The organism is Saccharopolyspora spinosa NRRL 18395, assembly GCF_000194155.1.
GTDB lineage: Bacteria > Actinomycetota > Actinomycetes > Mycobacteriales > Pseudonocardiaceae > Saccharopolyspora > Saccharopolyspora spinosa.
In genome coordinates, this window is sequence record NZ_GL877882.1 from 291,454 (window position 1) to 309,355 (window position 17,902).

Below are 17,902 nucleotides of genomic sequence, written 5' to 3' on the forward strand. Positions count from 1 at the left end.
GTTTGCGAACGCCGCGAGCACCCCTGCCACTGTCAGTCCGTCTTCGCCGGAGGGGCGGGGTTGCACAGGGACGCAAGCGTCATGTCCGTGTAGATGCCCGCGACCTCCTCGGGCGGGTACAGGCCGTCCGGCCGGTACCACGTGGGGATACTGTTCAGTGCGCCGATGATCAGCTGCGCGGCGACACGGGGGTCCACCTCGGCGCGGACCTGCTCCTCGGTGCGCGCCTTGTCGATCAGTGACCGGATGAACGCGTGGAACTCCCGGCCCTGGGCACGGACCCTGTCGATGTTGTCGCCGGTGAGCCACTTGCCTTCGTTGAAGTAGATGCTGACCCGCTCGATGTTGGTCAGGTACCACACCGCGGTCGCGTGCAGGAACGCGCGCAGCTGGTCCAGTGGGTTGCTCGCAGCGTCCAAGGACTCCTGCATGATCACCGAGGACTGCTTGTGCGACTCCACGCAGATCCGCGCGAGCAGCTCCTCTTTGGAGGAGATGTAGTGGTACAGGCTGCCTTTCAGGACGCCGACGATGTCGGCGACGTCCTGCAGCGACGCCGCGGCGTAGCCCTTCCGGTGAAAGACCTCGATCGCCGCGGCGAGGATTTCCGGTTCCCGGTTGCGCCGGTCGGTTGTCCTGCCCTTGGATTTCGTCGCCATCCTCGTCCCTCGTGTCGGCTCCGTGGCGAAGTCTCCCAGGTCACTTCGCGCCTACTGTCGACCATACAACACAACCAACCAGATCCGTTGAGCAAACAGGTGTAATACGCGAGCAACCCGGCGTTATGTGCGTATAACCAGTCTATCCGTGGCGGATGTTGTTAACCAACCATCTGTTTGGTAGTTTTTTGTGGCGCATCCTTCGCGGTCAAAGGAGACACGCTCGTGAGCAGACCGACCATCGAGTTCGTGGACCAGACGCTGCGCGACGGCCAGCAGAGTCTGTGGGGCCTGCGCATGCGCGCCTACCAGGCCGCGGACGCCCTGCCGCACCTGGACCGCACCGGTTTCCGGGTCGTCGACCTGACCGGCCCCGGCATGTTCACGGTGCTGCTGCGGGAGTTCAAGGACGATCCGTGGGCCTCGACCGACTTCCTCGTGCAGAACCTGCCCAACAGCGTGCTGCGCGCGGGTATGCGCACCACCGCCGTGATCGGCTTCGCGATGGCGCCAGACTCGATTGTCGACCTGTGGGTGCGGACGCTGATCAAGCACGGCGTGACGAGCTTCTGGATCTATGACTGCCTCTACGACATGCCGGCCATGTACCGGCTGGCGAAGGTCATCCACGAGGCCGGCGGGCAGGCTGTGCCCGCGATCATGTACGGCCTGACCGGCGTGCACGACGACGCGTTCTTCGCCGCGCGGGCCAAGGAGATGGCCGTCTGGGAGGGCGTGGAGACGATCTACGTCGAGGACGCTCCCGGCGTGCTCACCCCCGAGCGCGCCCGCACGCTGCTCCCGGCGATCCGGGAGGCCACCGGCACAATCCCGCTCGAGCTGCACTGCCACGCCTCCACGGGCCTGGCGCAGCACAACTACATCGAGGGCGTCAAAGCGGGGTTCACGATCCTGCACACCGCGTCCCGGCCGATGGCCAATGGGCCCTCGCTTCCCAGCACCGAGGGAATGCTGCCGATCCTGGACACGATGGGCTACTCGCACGGTCTGGACCTCGACCGGTTGCCGCCGGTGGAGGAGAACTTCATCTGGGCCGCACGCGACGCCGGTTTCGAGCCCGGTGTCCCCGCCGAGTACGACCCACGGATCTACCAGCACCAGCTGCCCGGCGGGATGACCGGCACGTTGAAGAACCAGCTGGCGACCCACGGGATGACCGACCGCTTCGACGAGGTGCTGGCCGAGATCCCCAGGGTGCGCGAGGAGCTGGGACACCCGATCATGGCGACGCCGTTCTCCCAGTTCGTGGGCATCCAGGCCGTGCTCAACATCGTCACCGGCGACCGCTACCGGCTGGTCCCGGACGAGGTCGTGCACTACGCGCTGGAGCACTACGGCCCGTTGGCCGCCCCGCTGGACTCGGACGTACAGGACCGGATCCTCGCGAGCGACCGGGCGAGGAACCTCGCGGACTGGGTGCGCCCGCAGCCCTCGATCGAGGAGATTCGGAGCAAGTTCCCCCTCGGCATCTCCGACGAAGAACTGCTGCTGCGCTACCTGACCTCCGGCGAGGAGGTGGACGCCATGAAGAAGGCGGGGCCGATCAGAACGGACCCGCGCCGCTCGGCGAACTCGATCGTCAACGGGATCGTCGACCTCATCGCGGAGGAGAGCTCGGTGACCTCACTGCACGTGACGCGGCCGGGGATGGAGATCCGGCTCGGGCGGGCCGCGCGATGAGCGAACCGGCCTACGACGAACTGCCGGGACTCGGCACCCTCGGCGTCCGCCACGCGTGGGACGTGCTGCCCACCGCGCTTGGCACCTTGTCGCGCCTGTCCCCGGAAGACGTGGTGCGCGCGGCCGGCCTGGTGCGGACCGGCGAGGTCCTGCCGCTCAACCTGAGCCTGGACGCCTTCGACCCGCCCCTGTTCGGGCGCGCCGCGGTCACCCACGAGGTTTTCCCGCACGACCGCAACACCTTCGAGGACACCCTCGGGTCCTTCAACCCGCAGGCCTCGTCGCAGTGGGACGGGCTCGGCCATGTCCGTGCCCGCGAACACGGCTGGTTCGGCGGCATCACCGACCAGGCCGGGGCGACGGAACGCCTGGGCATGCACCACTGGGCCGCGCGCGGGATCGTCGGCAGGGGAGTGCTCCTCGACATCGCCGCGCACCGCGAACGGGCCGGCGTCCTGTACGACCCCTTCGGCGGGGAACCCGTCACCGGCGAGGACCTCGCCGCGGTCGCTGCCAGTTCGGGCGTCGAACTCCGCCGGGGCGACATCCTGTGCCTGCGGTTCGGCTGGACGGCCGAGTACCGGCGGCGCGCAGCAGCGGGCGACGACATGCCCTCGGCCGTGAAGGCGTGGTCCGGCCTGTCGGGCGCCGAGCCCACCGCACGTTTCCTGTGGGACAACGGCATCGCGGCGGTCGCGGCGGACAACCCGGCCGTTGAACGCGGGCCGGGCGCGCGCGAGGACGGCTCGCTGCATCGCAGGCTCATCCCGGCACTCGGCTTCGCGCTGGCCGAGCTGCTCGACTTCGAAGCGCTGGCGGCAGCCTGCACGTGCCAGGTCCGCGCCGACTTCCTCTTCGCCGCGGTCCCGCTACCGATCACCGGCGGCGTCAGCTCACCGGCGAACGCGATCGCGTTGCTCTGAAAGGGATTGTTCGCCATGTCCACGGATCGCACGGTGCCCGATCTCGCCCCAACGCAGCGCCGCGAGCGCCGCGGTGCCTCTGGCCGGTCGAGGTGACCGGCAGTGCACTCGCCCCCGTTCTTCGTCATGACGGCCGCCGCGGTGGGGCTCGTCGACCTGGTGGCGATTCGCATCCGGACCGCATCCCGGCCGGACCGGTGAACAGTCCACTTCGGAAGGAAAGGAACCCACGTGCGTGACGCCGTGATCGTCGGAGCCGTGCGGACGGCCGTTGGCAAGCGAAACGGCGCACTGGCGCCGGTCCACCCCGTCGACCTGTCGGCACATGTCCTCGAGGCGCTGGCCGCCCGGTCCGGTGTGGACCCGGCCGTCGTCGACGACGTGGTCTGGGGGTGCGTCTCCCAGATCGGGGAACAGACCTTCGACATCGCCCGCAACGCCGTGCTCGCCGCGGGCTGGCCGGAAACCGTCCCCGGCTTCACCGTCGACCGGCAGTGCGGCTCGTCGCAGCAGTCGATCCACTCGGTCGCCGCCGGGCTCATCGCGGGTCAGTACGACGTCGCCGTCGCGGGCGGCGTCGAGTCGATGACCCGGATCCTGATGGGCTCCTCCACCAACGGCATGGACCCGTTCGGGCCCCGCGTCGCCCGCCGGTTCGGCGGCGTGGTGCCCAGCCAAGGCATCGGTGCGGAGATGATCGCGCAGCGGTGGGGTTTCTCGCGCACCGCGCTCGACGAGTTCGCCTTGCGCAGCCACGAACGTGCCGTGGCCGCGCAGGACGCCGGGCTTTTAGACGACGAGATCGCCCCGATCGACGTCGACGGCGCGGTGTTCGCCCAAGACCAGGGGATCCGCCGAGGCGGTACTGTCGAGACGCTCGCCGAGCTCAAGCCTCCCTTCCGTCCCGACGGTGTGATCACCGCGGGCAACGCGTCGCAGATTTCCGACGGCGCCGCCGCCCTGCTGATGGCGACGTCGGACAAGGCGAAGAAATTGGGTCTTCGCCCGCTCGCTCGTGTGCACACGGCGGTGCTGGCCGGTTCGGACCCGATCATGATGCTGACGGGTCCGATCCCGGCGACCGAGAAGGCGCTGCGGCGGGCCGGGCTGCGCGTCGGCGACATCGGGGCGTTCGAGGTCAACGAGGCGTTCGCGTCGGTACCGATGGCCTGGCTCGCCGAGACCGGGGCCGACGAGAAGCTCGTGAACCCGTGCGGTGGTGCCATCGCCCTCGGCCACCCGCTGGGCGGTTCCGGAGCGCGCATCGCGACGACCCTGCTGCACCACATGCGACGCGAGGGAATCCGGTTCGGCCTGCAGACCATGTGCGAGGGCGGCGGACAGGCCAACGCGACGATCTTCGAGGCGCTGTGAGCGAGATGCGGCTCGACGGCCAGGTTGCCGTCGTCACCGGTGCCGGACGCGGGCTCGGGCACGCCTACGCCCGGCTGCTCGCCGACCACGGCGCCAAAATCGTTGTGAACAAACGGATCCGACCGGGCACCGAGGCGCGACGGCCAGTCGCCGGGGAGACAGTGGAAGCGATCAACGTCGGCGGCGGCGCGGTGGCTGACATCTCCGACATCGCGACGCCCAGGCAGTCGTGGAGACCGCGCTCGACACCTACGGCCGCCTCGACATCGTGGTCAGCAACGCCGGCGTGGTGCAGTTCCCCTCTTTCGCCGAGTACCCGGACGACGAGTTCGAGCGGATGGTGGACATCCGCCTGCGCGGCACGTGGCACGCGGTCGCGTCCGGGGGCGGTGGTGGAGCACTTGCTTGGGCGACTACGCGGGCGGCGACGCCGCGCTGATGGCCGCGCATTACGACGACCCCGGCACGTTCGTGGTGGGGAGGTGGATGGACTCCGAAGCGGCCCCGCGGTGTTGACCCGCACGACGTTCGCGACCCGGTTCCGGGCCCGGCGGTGCGGAACCGGCGCGGTGACCCTCCGGACCGGCTCGCACGACCCGGCCGGCTCGATCCCGGCACTGGAGATCCTCGGCGCGAAGCACCGCCGCAGGCCGCACAACGTCCGACAACGAAGCAGGAAGGAACTGCCGCCATGCGCCGTGTGGAAGGAAAAGTCGCGTTCATCACGGGTGCCGCCCGAGGACAGGGCCGTTGCCACGCCATCAGGCTCGCGGAGGAGGGCGCAGACATCATCGCGGTCGATATCTGCGCCCCGGTCGAGACCGTCGGCTATCCGATGCCCGCGCCCGAAGACCTCGACGAAACCGCGCGAGAGGTGGAAAAGCGTGGCCGCAAGGTCCTGGCCCGTGTGGTGGACGTGCGCGACCAGCCCGCGCTGCGCGAGGTCGTGGGCGAGGGTGTCGCCCAGTTCGGACGGTTGGACATCGTCGTGGCCAACGCGGGAATCCTGGCCATCGCCGTCGACGAGCCCGCCGACCCGGACCAGCGGCAGAAGGTGTGGCAGACCACGCTCGACATCAACATCGGCGGAGCGTGGAACACGGTGGAGGCGGCCGCACCGGCAATGGTCAAAGCGGGCAACGGCGGTGCGATCGTGTTCACCGGATCCACGCAGGGGCTGAAGTATGCCGCCAACAACGACCTGAGCCTGACCGCGTATACGGTTGCCAAGCACGGCATGGTCGGCCTGATGCGATGCACGGCGGCCGATCTCGCGCCGCACTCGATCCGGGTCAACAGCGTGCACCCCACCGGGGTCAATACGCCGATGGTCGCCAACGAGGTCATGGGGGAGTACGCGGAGAAGCACCCTCGTCTCGGCGAGCTGATGGGCAACCTCCTGCCGGTCGGCGTGGTCGAGCCCGAGGACATCAGCGAGGCCGTGCTGTACCTGGTCGCCGAGTCCGGCCGGTACGTCACCGGGGTTACCTTGCCGGTGGACGCAGGCCACCTCATCAAGTAACTCGAACACCCGAAACCGGGCCACCTTTCGCGGTGGCCCGGTTTCGCATGTGCCGGGGTGTCTACGGCTTCTGGAACAAGGGCGGGATCACCGCGAGCTCGGCCCATCATGGTGTCCCGCGGATCGAGGAACTCACCGAGGTCCATGATCCGGTCGGTGTGCTGCTGCAGGTCCTCCAGCGCGAGGCTCTTCGTGAGAGCCGCGACGGCCCAGCTTCGCGCTGCCGTAATGGCTAAGCCGGGGTGAACAGGCGAATCCGGCGTTGGAGGTGGTGTTCACCATGCGGCCACCGCCCTGGCGCTTGAAGATCGGCCAGACGATAAAACGCGTTATCCGGAATTCCGGATAACGCGTTCGACGCGTGGATGGTCCGAGAGTACCCGGACTTGAAGTTTGAGGCGCTATTGCGACGACTGCGTGCTGCACTGCCGCAGCGAGCAGCAAACCCGCGGGGCGTGGGATGCAATCGCTGAACGACTGGCACAAGGTCCGTAATTATCGCGACCAATATCCTTAAACACTTGTACTTGCGATTCCCCACATTCGAGTGAATATGCCCGATGGTGTTGACGCGGAGGAGCGCCAGTGTTGTGCTGAAAATGCAGTCGCCGATAAATGACCTGGCGCTAATGGGTCACAATATGTTGTATCGAGAGGAATTTGTCATGAACAAGAAAATCGACTCAGATATAATTTACAGTCTGACATTCCTTCACAACGATTCAACCATACAGGAAACAACATTCGCTGCTTTTAGTAGTGTTCCAATCGATGCGCAGAACCCATTCTCGGTTGCGTGGCTTACCCATAGTTTGTACCCGACACATTTCGTAACCTTCTACTGGAAACTTGACTGGTCGTTTGCGTATGCGGCAACGGGATTTGACGAGGGTATCCCGTGGAATGCCGGCGGCTACTTCGATACCAACCCGGAAAGTCCTGATACATGCTCAGTCAAGTACTACTACTCGGGAGGCGACTTCAACTTTGAGCCCGACTATGCGCACAAACCATCACCGCAGTACGACACTTTGTGGATAGACGACGATACGAGTGTGAGCGGAAGCGGGGTTCCCGCCAGCTCGGTGGGCTTGTGCGTGAAAACGACCGGTGCCTCCGCATCGCCGCCCAACAGTGCACCCCGTCCCCCGGCTGATGACTACCGTCGCGCGCCAGTAATTGCCGCCCCTGCCAGCGCTAACTTCATTCAGACTTTTACCCTCCATCCGACATATTACGTCACGATTGGAAACTATAGCGAGACTGCGATGGTCAGTATGAGTTCAGTTCTACCGCTTCAGCAGGTTACCTATGAGGGAGCAAATCATGATATGACCGCGGAACTCACTACGGGAAATGTTTGGAAAGTTTACCCTTCTAAGCAGGCACGGCTGCCCATCGCATAAGTGACTATGCCGTCGGAGAGCGGAGTCGATAATCGACGCACGAACACATTGCAAATCAGGAGGGAAGATGACGGGAGCTGCTGTCAAGTGGCTGCGCTACAACGATATCACCGATACGTGGAGCCAGCCTCAGACGATCCAGGGCGTCACGTCTTCAGCCGTACCGGCCATTGGCGACTTCCCTAGTCAAAATCAATTGTGGTGCGTCTACCCCGGAGACAATTATGTACTAAGTTGGGTAACTTACGACATCGACATCGGTTGGTCAACTCCACATCAGCATAGCAGTCTTCGTCTATCGGAATTCGACATTGAATCATACGGAGACGAACTGTGGTATCTTCGCAGCACGTTGCCGGAAGAAACCGGAGAGCCCATATTTGGGGCCAGCAAGGATGCGCTAATGTGGAGCGATGAAGCTCAAATTGGGTCGGGTCAATGGAAACCGGCGGTAGCGCGAGCAGGATCCTATATGTACTCAGTGCATCTGGGAAGCACTAATGCGCTTCAGTGGATGCGTTATGACGGGCAAAGCTGGAGTCCGAGCGTTAATTTTCCGAGCGGTTTTCCCGGCTGTGGACACGATCCAGGTTTGGCCGTGTACAAGAACGATCCGCACTGCGCATATAATGCACTGAATGGCGGCGTCCCCATTCAGTGGTGTCGTTTCGACGGCAATGAGTGGGGTAACCTTCAAGATATTCCTAACACCGGTACCGACGCTCGACCGGTACTAGCGTCGACATACACCGGAAAACTGGTCTGTGTCTACACCGACTTCTACGATTCCGCTACGCTGTACTGGACTGTGTTCGACGGAAATGCGTGGTTCGACAAACCGAAGAGAATAGATTCCGTAACCGACGCGCAACCCGGCCCAAGCATCGCCACCTTCCAAGGCACGGTTTACTGCACCTACCTCGCCGAATCTGCGTGAACGCTCAACGGCTTTCGTCGAACTGGATGGCGAAATCGAAGACACACAGCCGCGGTCAGGAACATATGGCGGTCCAGCCGCACCCGGTGTTCGGGTAGTCCCGGCGTCGTGGCAGGTGGGACGTACCTGGATTCGTGCCTGTTAACTTTCCAGGTCTGCTGGCATGGACCCTGCGCGCGGGTTGGGCGGCGAGTAGCGACGAGCTGGTCGGGGAAGGCTCGGGCGAGAAAACAAGGGTTCTTCAGGACGATCTTCAGTGAATCTCGTGGAGGTTGCGCGGCTGCGACGGCGCGCCCAGTTCCGGCGATCGGCTAGGCCCACTCGACCGGGTTCTTCGGGCCGCCTCATCGAGCGGCGGCGGGCGGGTTGCCGAATCTTGGGCGACGGGCGGGGCGTTTTCGGGCGGCCCCATCCTCGATCGAAAGGACCTCATGACCGACTCGACCATCGATCGTGTTTCCGTGGAATTTAAGCTCAGCGATGGCACGACCACCGTGGCGAGCGCGGATGAGCACAGCCACGACATTTGGGAGCATGTGCAGCGCGGCTTGGTTTATCCGGCGCCGCATGCTCTGTTCGCAACTTTTTGGGCGTCTGCCGAGGGCGAGCCGCTGACCCGGGCGGTGCTGAGCCGGGTGAGCAGGGCGGTGCGCGATCGCATCCACGAACGGCACGGCAGCACCAATACGACCGCCGTGGTCGGTGTCGGCTTCCAGCGCTGGGCGCAGTGGTGCGCTGCGGAGGGTATGAGTCTGCCGAAGGGCATGGCGGTGCTGTTGCCCATCTCGCCGGACGAGCCGATGGTCTCCTCGGTGTTCGAGCGTTCCGGGAACACGTTCGCCGATTCGGGCGGCGACCTGTGGTTCCACATCAAGTCCGACGATCCGGAGCATTGCAAGGCGGTCTTCGAATACCTGGTGCAGATGCTGGTCGAGGAAGAAGGGTGCGTCGATCCCGACGGCGTCGTCCACCAAGCCGCGTCCACCAAGTCGCGGCGGCAGGACAAGCGTGGCGGCAAGGTGGTCGGTTGCCGGTTCTCCGAGAACCTGAACAACCCGACGGACCCGGTGACGATGCAGCGGCACGTGATCGTCGGCCCGGAGGATCCAGACCACATCGGCGCTGCCTTCGTGCTGGCCCAGCGGTTCCACATCAACTGGGAGCATGTGCTGGACCTCTCCGAGCAGGGCATCGAGGATCTTGTCGGACGGACCACCGGCGACCTGCTCATCCCGACCCGGGAGGAGCGCAGCCACATCAAGCGCGCCCGCGTCCAGGACGACTCCGGTAACACCACGCCGGTGCTGCGGCTCGGCCTGCCGTTCGGCGAATCCACCGCGGTGCGCAAGGACGAGCTGCGCGCGAAGAACGCAAGCCTGCGTGACGAGGCCGGTATCTACTTCGCCGCCTACAGCCGCAGCGTGCAGGTCCTGGAGACCATCATGCACCGCCAGATCGGCGACGAATCCGGATTCATGTCCGACCGGCTGTTGTCCAACGTGCACTCCGATCTCGGCGGCTTCTTCTACGTGCCGAGCCAGGACGAGCTCGACTTGGAGCCGGTCGGGGTGGGCGCGTTTGACGAGGTCGACTGGGCGCGATTCCCCGGGGTGAACTGGAACCGGCTGGACCGGCACTTCGACCAGCGCTCGGCCAACGGGTACATGTTCTACAACCACAAGGACTACCTGTTCCGCATGGCGACCATGAGCGGCGAGGACCGGGAAATCCACCGGCCGCCGTCCCGTCGGGTGCTCGGCCTGCTCGCCACCACATTCTCGCTGTGGCAGGACAACTGGTACTTCGAGCGGACCCAGGAGGAGACCCGCCACCTGGAGGACTACCTGCGGAACCGCTTCGATGAGCACCAGGTGCAGCAGATCATGTCGTTGCCGGTGGTCGAGCGCATGGGGTGGGCGATCAAGATCGGGCTCGGTGAGGTGTTCGCCGGGCACGACTACGGTTTCCGCGGCCGCAGGCGTGTGCCCGACGGAAATTGGGTGCACGGCGCGAACACCTACAGCATGCACCCGTGGGAGCTGATCGTCGGGGCGATGCCGGATCTCGGCCTTGGCCAGGGGCGCTACGTCATCGATTACTCCCGCGAAGACGAGCAGCTGCCCAATTTCTTCCTCGGCCTGAGCGCGGCATCCGGCGTCGGGCACGTCGTGCCGGGCTTCGATCGGGCGCTCGACCTTGGCATCGGCGGCCTGATCGAGCGGGTGTCCGCCAAGGCCGACGGCGCGGACGGCGAGCAGGCATCGTTTTACCGCGGTGTCGTGCTCGCGCTGGAAGGTGTTCGCGATCACTGCCGCTCGTACGCAGCCTTGGCTTTGGAACTCGTCGACGGTCTCGGCGATGACGAGCGGGCCGAGCGGGCCAACCTGGTGGCCGTCGCGGAGCGGATGAACCGGCTGGCCGAGGAGCCGCCGACGACCATGCTCGAGGCCGCGCAACTCATCTTCACCCTGCACTCGTGCCTGCACCTGGTCGGCGAGCCGACCGCGGTCGGACGCCTGGACCAGCTGCTGTACCCGTTCTACCGGCAGGACATCGCGGACGGGCTGCTGGACGAGGACCGGGCGCAGGAGATCATCGACTGTTTCTGGATCAAGCTCGGTGAGAAGGTCCAGCCGAACCGCATGAACGTGGCCGATCACCAGCCCTGGGGCAACCTCGCGATGGGTGGGATGAGCGGCAACTACCCGCAAGGGGCCGCGAACAACCAGTGGGTCCAGCAGGTGACGGTCGGTGGCACGGTCGCCGACGACAGCTCAGGGGATGGCGAGCCCGCCTACAACGAGGTGACGATGCTGTGCTTGCGCGCCGCCCGCCGGCTCCCGCTCAACGCGCCGTGCCTGTCCCTGCGCACGCGTTCGGACATGCCGGAGGAATTCGTGCAGGAGGCGGCGAAGGCGGTGCTCAGCGGTGGCGCGCACCCGATCCTGCTGAATCCTGCTGAACGACGAGAAGATTATTTCAGGGCTGGTTGCAAGCGGTGACGACATTGGCGCCGTGACTAGCGGCACCGAGCACACCCCGGTGAGCGAGAAGGCCGGACCAAAGTGGGACAGCTCGGTCAAGCTGCGCGATGCCCGCGACTACGCCTGCGACGGGTGCTACGAGCCGCAGTTCGTCGGGCAGAACTGGTTCACCCTCGGCAATGTCAACACGCTGCAGTCGCTGGAGGCCGCGCTCAACCGCGGCAAGTCGTGGGCGAGCGCCGGGCCGATGTACTTCCGTGGCCAGCGGATCTCGTTCACTTCCGAACCGGCGGCCGAGATCACCTCCTACGAGCAGCTCGAGGAGCTGTTCTTCAAGCACCTGAAGTGGATGTACGCCAAGCAGAACGACGGGCTGCTGGCCGCTTATGGGCAGATGAGCGCGGTGTGCCCGTCACCGCTGCTGTCCTGTTTCATCGACGACTGCATCGACAAGGGCATGGACCTCTACGCCGGGGGAGCCCGCTACAACGTGATCGCGCCGTGCTTTACCGCGCTCGCCAACACGATCGATTCGCTGTGGGCTATCCGGCACCTGGTCTTCGACCCGCAGACCGCGGTCACCTCGCTGCCGGAACTCGTCGAGGCTCTCATCTGCAACTGGGGCGACTCGATGAACGAACCGTTCATCAGCACGCTGGCCGGACCGGCCCGTATCGCAGCACGCGCCGACCGGTTCCGCCGGCTGCGCGAGGTCGCCGCGGGCCTGCCCAAGTACGGCCGCGGTGACCTCACGGTCGACCGGTTCGGCGACGGGATCCTGGCGCGTGTCGCGAAGACCGCGGTCGAGGTCTTCACCGATCCCGCCGAGCCGACGGCGGCGAAGATGGTCGGCCCGGCGAACCGGTACGGCACCGCCGAGCACCCCTTCGGCCTGCAGATCCAGCCCGGCGCCGGCTCGTTCGAGAACTACGTCGAGTTCGGCGCGATGTGTGGAGCCTCGGCGGACGGGCGGCTGCTCGGGCAGCCCATCGCCTCGGACCTGAGTCCGGCGCCCAGCCCGGTCGACCAGCCGGTGGACTACCGTGAAGCCCCTTTCGCCGCGGTGCTGGACGGGTTCAGCGGGGAAGGCAGCGCGGCGATGTGGAACGTAGCGCCGACCGACTTCAACATCCGGGAGGACTTCCCGTTGGCGGCGCTCACCGACGTGATCCGGGTCTTCGCCCGCGGAGCAGGCTCCAACCTGCTCACGATCACCTGCGCGAACCCGGAGATATTCGCCGCCGCCTGTCAAGACCCGGAAAAGTACGACCTGCTGCGGGTTCGGATGGGAGGCTGGTCGGAGTACTTCGTCGCGATGTACCCGGCACACCAACAGCATCACCAGCGTCGACCGTTCAGCACACCGGATGTCGAGCTCGCCCCGGCACCCCGCTCAGGTGACTGACCGGTGACGATAGCGGGACCCGGCCCACGCCGGGGCCCGCTATCGTCACCGGCGGTCGCGGCGTGGGCTCGGCGGAGGGCTTCTCGGTCGCCGAGAGCATGGCCGACCCTTCGGAAGCTCATATAGAACGATGTTCGCGCGCAGCCCACCCGTCTGGGACGTATGCAGCCAGGAGTTGATCGCGGAAGAACTGTCCGCCGGTGATTTCGTGCGGTTGCCCGGCGACGTTGCCCACGGTCTACCCGACGAGCGTCTACTGGCATGCCGGCAGCAAGGCGACTCTGCTCGCGTCGGTGTGCGAGCTCGCACTGTCGGCCATAGCGCTGCCCGATCCGACCTCGCGGCGAACCGGGTCTGTTGCTCAGTTGATCGGGACCGTCCGAGCAGACTCGGGCGCCGACTGACCGGCACCGTGAAAACACCGGTCAGGAGCCCGAAAATGTCGGGCACGGACGGAAATCATCTAGGGTGATATGTGCGTATCCCGGTAGGGCGTCCGGGTCCGGCTTGGTTGGATTTGTCGGTTGGCGCGGTGTGCCGAATGATCTTCGCCAAAGTCGTTGTGGTTCCCAGACGTGTGCTCGAACATCGAGGGAGGACGGTATGGAGGCGTCGGAAACCTGTCGCGCAGTCGAGGCCGGGAAGGCGACTGCTTCTGCGCTGGGTCTTCAGGCCGACGATGCGGTCGTTATAAACAACTCGGACCGTATCGTATTGCGCCTGCTCCCTTGCGATGTTCTTGCTCGGGTCGCACCCCCGGCGCATCGGGCTGATTCCCAGTTCGAAGTAGTGGTCGCTCGCGAACTCGCCGAAGTCGGTGCTCCGGTGGCCGAGCTTGCGCCCCGGCTCCAGGCTCGGGTCCATATGCGTGATGACTTCGCCATCTCGCTCTGGACCTACTACGAACCTGTCGGATCGGAGATCGCACCGGCCTACTATGCCGATGCGCTCAAACGGCACCATGCCGCCCTACGCAAGGTCGAGCTGGACGCGCCGCACGTAACGGAGCGAATCGCCGTCGCGCTGAGAGAGGTGGGCGACCGTGAGGTGACTCCAGCGCTGCCCGGCCGCGACCGGGAATTCCTCGGCAACACACTCAGTAGCTTGCATGCCGCGATCAGCGGCGGGGAAGCCGGCGAGCAGCTGTTGCACGGCGAGCCGCATCCGGGAAACCTGCTCAATACGAGGAGAGGGCCGCTCTTCGTGGACCTTGCGACGTGCTGCCGTGGGCCGATCGAGTTCGACCTCGGCCATGCCCCCGAAGAAGTGGTAGAGCACTATCCGGAGGCCGACCACGGCCTGGTTCGCCAGTGTCGTGCCCTGGATTGGGCGTTGTTCACGACTTGGCGCTGGCGTCGAGACGACCAGTTTCCAGACAGGAGCCATTGGAGAGTGGAGGGACTCAACCGGGTCCGAGCCGCACTCGACCACTGTGGACTGGGCGGAGCCTGACGAAGCGGCGCGGCCGGATCCGCCCTCTTAGCTTCCTGGCGCCTGCCAGTAGCGAGCGTACGCTGCTGGGACGCCGGACGGTTGCGAACGATGATGAACGTACAGAACGTCGCGTGCGGACACTACTTGTCCGCGTGGGTCGATCCAGAACAGTTGATAGGTGCCGGCCTCAATGAGCCGACGACAGGTATCCGCTATCTCGGAGTAATAGACCGTCGGATCGAAAATGAATTTGTCGGCGGACCACGGAACCAGGACCGCGACCTGCGGCCACTTCGTGGCGACCTCGACGAGATCCGTCTCGGTTTCTCCCATTGTGCGGATTTCCAGGGTGCCCACAGCCTGCTTGCGAAGAAGGACCTCTATGGCGCGCTGCGCATGGTCGGCCTCCCGAAGAGCTACCAGAAGTGTCGGCTTATCTGGAATCCTGCGGCAGTTGACAATAAGTGGATCGAAGTCGCTTACTCGTGCGTTCCGCTTGTCGGTGAACACCCAGTCTCCGATTACCAGGGCGTCCATGCCCGATGATCCGAACAATCGAAGTGCCTGCTCGCAGGTCTGCACGATAGGCTCGCCCTTATCGTTGAACGAGGTATTCAGCACCATCCCGATGCCGGATCGCTTCTTGAACTCCTTGATCAACCGATAGAAGAGGGGATTGAACGATTCGCTGACAGAGCCGATCCGCGCGGTCCCATCGACATGGGAAATGGAGGTCAGTCGCTCCCTCCACTCCGCGCGGATAGTCGCGACGATGGTCATGTATGGGAGCGTCTCAGCGGTCTCGAAAAAGAGGCTCTGGTCATCTTCGAGAACCGACGGCGCGAACGGTCTCCAATTCTCGCGATGCTTGACTTCCGCGTTGATCCGGGTCTTGATCCCTCGGGTGAGCGGGTTGCCGAGGATGGATCTGTTGCCTAGCGCCCGTGGTCCGATCTCGGATCGCCCCTGGATCCATCCTACGATCTGCCCTGCCGCGAGCCGCTCTGCCGCGAACGCGGCCGGATCGTCGCACTGAAACCCTTCGATGCCGACCGCCGCCGCTGCCTCATGTACTCGGGCCAAGTCGATCTGGCGTCCGAGATATGGGTGCCGCATCTCCCAATGGCCGTGCGAGCCGGCCTGCTTCCGGTGGTAGGTGTAGAGCGCCGTGCCCAGGGCCGTGCCCGCATCGGTCACCTGGGGGTAGACGACCACCCGCTCGAAGAGTTCCGCATTGCGAATGGCGCCATTGGCCACCGAGTTCGAAGCGACGCCGCCGGCGAGAAGTAAGGCGTTCGATCCGGTTCTTTTCTTCAGCGTCGTGGCCAGCCGGACCATTACTTGTTCACACATGTATTGCACGGCCGCCGCCACGTCCTTGTGGTGCTGCTCGATCTCATCATCGCGCTCGCGACGTGGCCCGAACGACTCCTCGAAAATCCGGCCGACCAGTTCCTCCGTGGAATACGAGAAGGTGCCGTCCGTCAGTCCTGGGTCGAATTCAAAGAAACCGTCGTCGGCGATGCGGAAAAAGCCGGACAGGTCAGCCAGGTATCGCTGCGGTTCACCGTAGGCCGCGAGCGCCATCGTCTTTCCTTCTTCGCCGAAGCCCCAGCCGAGCCATCGCGTCACGGATTCGTAAAAGCGGCCGAGCGAATGCGGAAGTCCGATTGTTTCCAGGATCTTTATGCCGTCGCGTCTTGAGCAGTGCGCCAGCATCGCCGTGTCGGCTTCGCCGCTGCAGTCGATGCTTAGGACGGCGGCATCGTCGAATGGGCTCGCATAGAAGACGCTAGCGGCGTGACAAAGATGATGCCTGACATCTTCGATACGTTCTTCCGCGAAGCCGGCCGCTGCCATGACTCGATGGAAGGTCGGGTGTCGCCACTTCACGTTCTCGGCGGCTCTCGCGAATGCCGGGCCGCTCAAGTACCCGCGTGTCTGCCGCAGTCGTTCAGGTATGAGACCCGGATCTCCACAATTCGCTACCAGGTCGATTTCGCCTGGCGAGATGCCATGCTCCGCAAGGCCCTCGAAGAGAACCGTGAGGTCGCTCGACATCCCATTCTTCACGCGATTGAACCGCTCCTGTTCGTAGACGAACACCGGCTCGCCGTCCTCGATCAATGCGAAGCACGCGTCGTGCTCACCTGCCTTGACGCCGAGCACGATCATCGCGACCGCCTCGAATCCGCGCGCCGGCGGCCTTGAGTTGTGAAGAGGTTCGAACTTGCATATCTCGGAATCATGGGAGCCCCCAAGGCTTTGTGGTCAGTGGACGAGTTGGTGGCGTCCGGTGCGGGCGGATAGTGCGGCCGCGGCGGCGACACGTTGCGCGGTCAGGGCCTCGCGGGGGGAGCAGGGGCTAGGGGTGCCGTTGGTGACCATGTCGGCGAAGACACGCATTTCGGTTTTGTAGCCCTCGGCGAACCGGTCGCTGAAGCCACGCCATGCCGGGCCGGATCCGTCGGTCGGAGGCGCACCGGTTTCCACCAGGTGGAGGGGGGAGCGGCCGGTGAGGCCGACCGAGACAGAGTCCGCCGTGCCCAGGATCTCCATCCGGTGGTCGTAGCCGAGCGGGTCCATGCGCGAGGCGGTGAGGACGGCGCGGCACCCGCCGGCGTAGGTGATCACCAGGGTGGCGATGTCGTAGTAGGACCGTTGCGGTGAAGGGGAAAGCAGCTGGGCCCCGTCCGCCAGGACACCGACCGGTTCCTGGCCGGTGAGCCAGGTCGCGGCATCGATGTCGTGGATGAGGCAGTCGGCGAAGATGCCGTCTTCTGGCTCAGCGTAGTCCTCGGGCGGTGGACGGTGGTCGTAGGCGGTGGCCCGGACCATCAACGGGCGACCGAGCCGCCCCGTCTCGATCCGTCGGCGCAGCGCCAGGTACTGGGGGTCGCAGCGGCGTTGGAAGCCCATGTGGACAGTCGCGCCGTGGTGGTCGGCGGCGTCGACCAGCTCGACCCCCTGGGCGACGCTCGTAGCGAGCGGCTTTTCGCAGAAGATCGGCAGACCAGTGCTCAGGGCGCGGAGCAACAGGGGCATCCGCTCGTTAGCCGGGGTCGCAACGACCAGCGCGTCGCAGCGCTCCAGCAACTCGTCCAAGTCGGCGACGTCGCCGTCGACTTGGCGGGCGAGCGCTGCGCCGGCGGCGGCGTCCCGGTCGTGAACGACCAGTTCGTGCCCGGCGGCGGCCAACGAGCGCGCGTGGATGGAACCCATCCGTCCCGCGCCGACGATCCCAGCTCTCATCGGAGCCTCCGCAGTTCTGCTGGCCAGCGTGCACCGGTGAGGACCGTTGCGGTGTGCGCGGCTAGCGTGAGGATGTTGGTCGTCAGATACCGCGTGCTTTCCGGCAGTGTCACGGTCATCGCGCACTGCGCGGCGGCGCGGCGCAAGGCGAACTCTGTACGACACCGCGACATCTGGTCAAGCGCGTGTTCGGCGGTGGTTCGTTCAACTGTGTGCGTTCCGCAGTTGAACGATGCGCGCCCTGACGCATCCTCGATGCCGTGCCCCGGACGCGGGCACCGGAGTCGTCGCGGACGCGCCACCGT

Annotated in this window: 13 protein-coding genes and 1 pseudogene; 11 read left to right on the top strand and 3 right to left on the bottom strand. The window is 65.2% G+C overall.

Annotation, left to right across the window (positions count from 1 at the left end; genetic code table 11):
- Positions 1-32: 32 nt before the first annotated feature.
- Complete coding sequence (locus SSPN_RS0136900) at positions 33-659, bottom strand: TetR/AcrR family transcriptional regulator (RefSeq protein WP_010314955.1); 627 nt, start codon at positions 657-659, stop codon at positions 33-35.
- 225 nt (positions 660-884) lie between these two features.
- Here SSPN_RS0136900 and SSPN_RS0136905 point away from each other — a divergent pair, with 225 nt between their 5' ends.
- The 11 genes and pseudogenes from SSPN_RS0136905 (at position 885) to SSPN_RS0136950 (ending at position 14,363) form a co-directional block, all read left to right on the top strand.
- The gene (locus tag SSPN_RS0136905) at positions 885-2,360 is read left to right on the top strand and encodes a carboxyl transferase (RefSeq protein ID WP_010314957.1); all 1,476 of its coding nucleotides are present in this window, start codon (positions 885-887) and stop codon (positions 2,358-2,360) included.
- Positions 2,357-3,283, top strand: coding sequence for a cyclase family protein (locus SSPN_RS0136910; protein WP_010314958.1), 927 nt, complete (start codon positions 2,357-2,359; stop codon positions 3,281-3,283). Before SSPN_RS0136905 ends, SSPN_RS0136910 begins: the two co-directional genes overlap by 4 nt.
- Before the next feature lie 231 nt (positions 3,284-3,514).
- Positions 3,515-4,657, top strand: a complete 1,143-nt coding sequence (locus tag SSPN_RS0136920) for a thiolase family protein (protein ID WP_010314963.1) — start codon at positions 3,515-3,517, stop codon at positions 4,655-4,657.
- Positions 4,658-4,880: 223 nt separating this feature from the next.
- A pseudogene (locus SSPN_RS49705) lies at positions 4,881-5,096 on the top strand (SDR family NAD(P)-dependent oxidoreductase); the annotation flags it as partial.
- 252 nt (positions 5,097-5,348) lie between these two features.
- Positions 5,349-6,179: a mycofactocin-coupled SDR family oxidoreductase gene (locus SSPN_RS0136930; protein WP_010314966.1), complete on the top strand. Its 831-nt coding sequence runs from the start codon at positions 5,349-5,351 to the stop codon at positions 6,177-6,179.
- Positions 6,180-6,211: 32 nt separating this feature from the next.
- Positions 6,212-6,415 (top strand): hypothetical protein, encoded by a 204-nt coding sequence (locus tag SSPN_RS61080; protein ID WP_148272105.1) that lies wholly within the window; start codon positions 6,212-6,214, stop codon positions 6,413-6,415.
- A 354-nt stretch (positions 6,416-6,769) separates the two neighbouring features.
- The gene (locus tag SSPN_RS56005; RefSeq protein WP_148272106.1) at positions 6,770-7,585 is read left to right on the top strand and encodes a hypothetical protein; all 816 of its coding nucleotides are present in this window, start codon (positions 6,770-6,772) and stop codon (positions 7,583-7,585) included.
- Positions 7,586-7,652: 67 nt separating this feature from the next.
- Entirely contained in the window at positions 7,653-8,522 is an 870-nt protein-coding gene (locus SSPN_RS56010) for a hypothetical protein (RefSeq protein ID WP_143539598.1), read from the top strand.
- Positions 8,523-8,953: 431 nt separating this feature from the next.
- Complete coding sequence (locus tag SSPN_RS61955; RefSeq protein ID WP_202799001.1) at positions 8,954-11,524, top strand: Dyp-type peroxidase; 2,571 nt, start codon at positions 8,954-8,956, stop codon at positions 11,522-11,524.
- A 13-nt stretch (positions 11,525-11,537) separates the two neighbouring features.
- Positions 11,538-12,911, top strand: coding sequence for a pyruvate formate lyase family protein (locus tag SSPN_RS61960; RefSeq protein WP_272941798.1), 1,374 nt, complete (start codon positions 11,538-11,540; stop codon positions 12,909-12,911).
- A 603-nt stretch (positions 12,912-13,514) separates the two neighbouring features.
- Positions 13,515-14,363, top strand: a complete 849-nt coding sequence (locus SSPN_RS0136950) for a phosphotransferase family protein (protein WP_010314971.1) — start codon at positions 13,515-13,517, stop codon at positions 14,361-14,363.
- 27 nt (positions 14,364-14,390) lie between these two features.
- On the opposite strand, the gene SSPN_RS0136955 is transcribed toward SSPN_RS0136950, so the two are convergent.
- Together SSPN_RS0136955 and SSPN_RS47745 are read right to left on the bottom strand one after the other, a co-directional pair.
- Complete coding sequence (locus SSPN_RS0136955) at positions 14,391-16,520, bottom strand: carbamoyltransferase family protein (protein WP_010314972.1); 2,130 nt, start codon at positions 16,518-16,520, stop codon at positions 14,391-14,393.
- Between the two features lie 96 nt (positions 16,521-16,616).
- The gene (locus tag SSPN_RS47745; protein ID WP_010314973.1) at positions 16,617-17,597 is read right to left on the bottom strand and encodes a Gfo/Idh/MocA family protein; all 981 of its coding nucleotides are present in this window, start codon (positions 17,595-17,597) and stop codon (positions 16,617-16,619) included.
- Positions 17,598-17,902 lie beyond the last annotated feature (305 nt).

What these genes read in the sequence shown, in the direction of transcription:
- SSPN_RS0136930 (WP_010314966.1), top strand. Translation starts at nt 5,349, where the DNA reads ATGCGCCGTGTGGAAGGAAAAGTCGCGTTCATCACGGGTGCCGCCCGA.
- SSPN_RS0136955 (WP_010314972.1), bottom strand. Translation starts at nt 16,520, where the DNA reads ATGATCGTGCTCGGCGTCAAGGCAGGTGAGCACGACGCGTGCTTCGCA.
- SSPN_RS61955 (WP_202799001.1), top strand. Translation starts at nt 8,954, where the DNA reads ATGACCGACTCGACCATCGATCGTGTTTCCGTGGAATTTAAGCTCAGC.
- SSPN_RS0136900 (WP_010314955.1), bottom strand. Translation starts at nt 659, where the DNA reads ATGGCGACGAAATCCAAGGGCAGGACAACCGACCGGCGCAACCGGGAA.
- SSPN_RS0136910 (WP_010314958.1), top strand. Translation starts at nt 2,357, where the DNA reads ATGAGCGAACCGGCCTACGACGAACTGCCGGGACTCGGCACCCTCGGC.
- SSPN_RS47745 (WP_010314973.1), bottom strand. Translation starts at nt 17,597, where the DNA reads ATGAGAGCTGGGATCGTCGGCGCGGGACGGATGGGTTCCATCCACGCG.
- SSPN_RS0136950 (WP_010314971.1), top strand. Translation starts at nt 13,515, where the DNA reads ATGGAGGCGTCGGAAACCTGTCGCGCAGTCGAGGCCGGGAAGGCGACT.
- SSPN_RS56010 (WP_143539598.1), top strand. Translation starts at nt 7,653, where the DNA reads ATGACGGGAGCTGCTGTCAAGTGGCTGCGCTACAACGATATCACCGAT.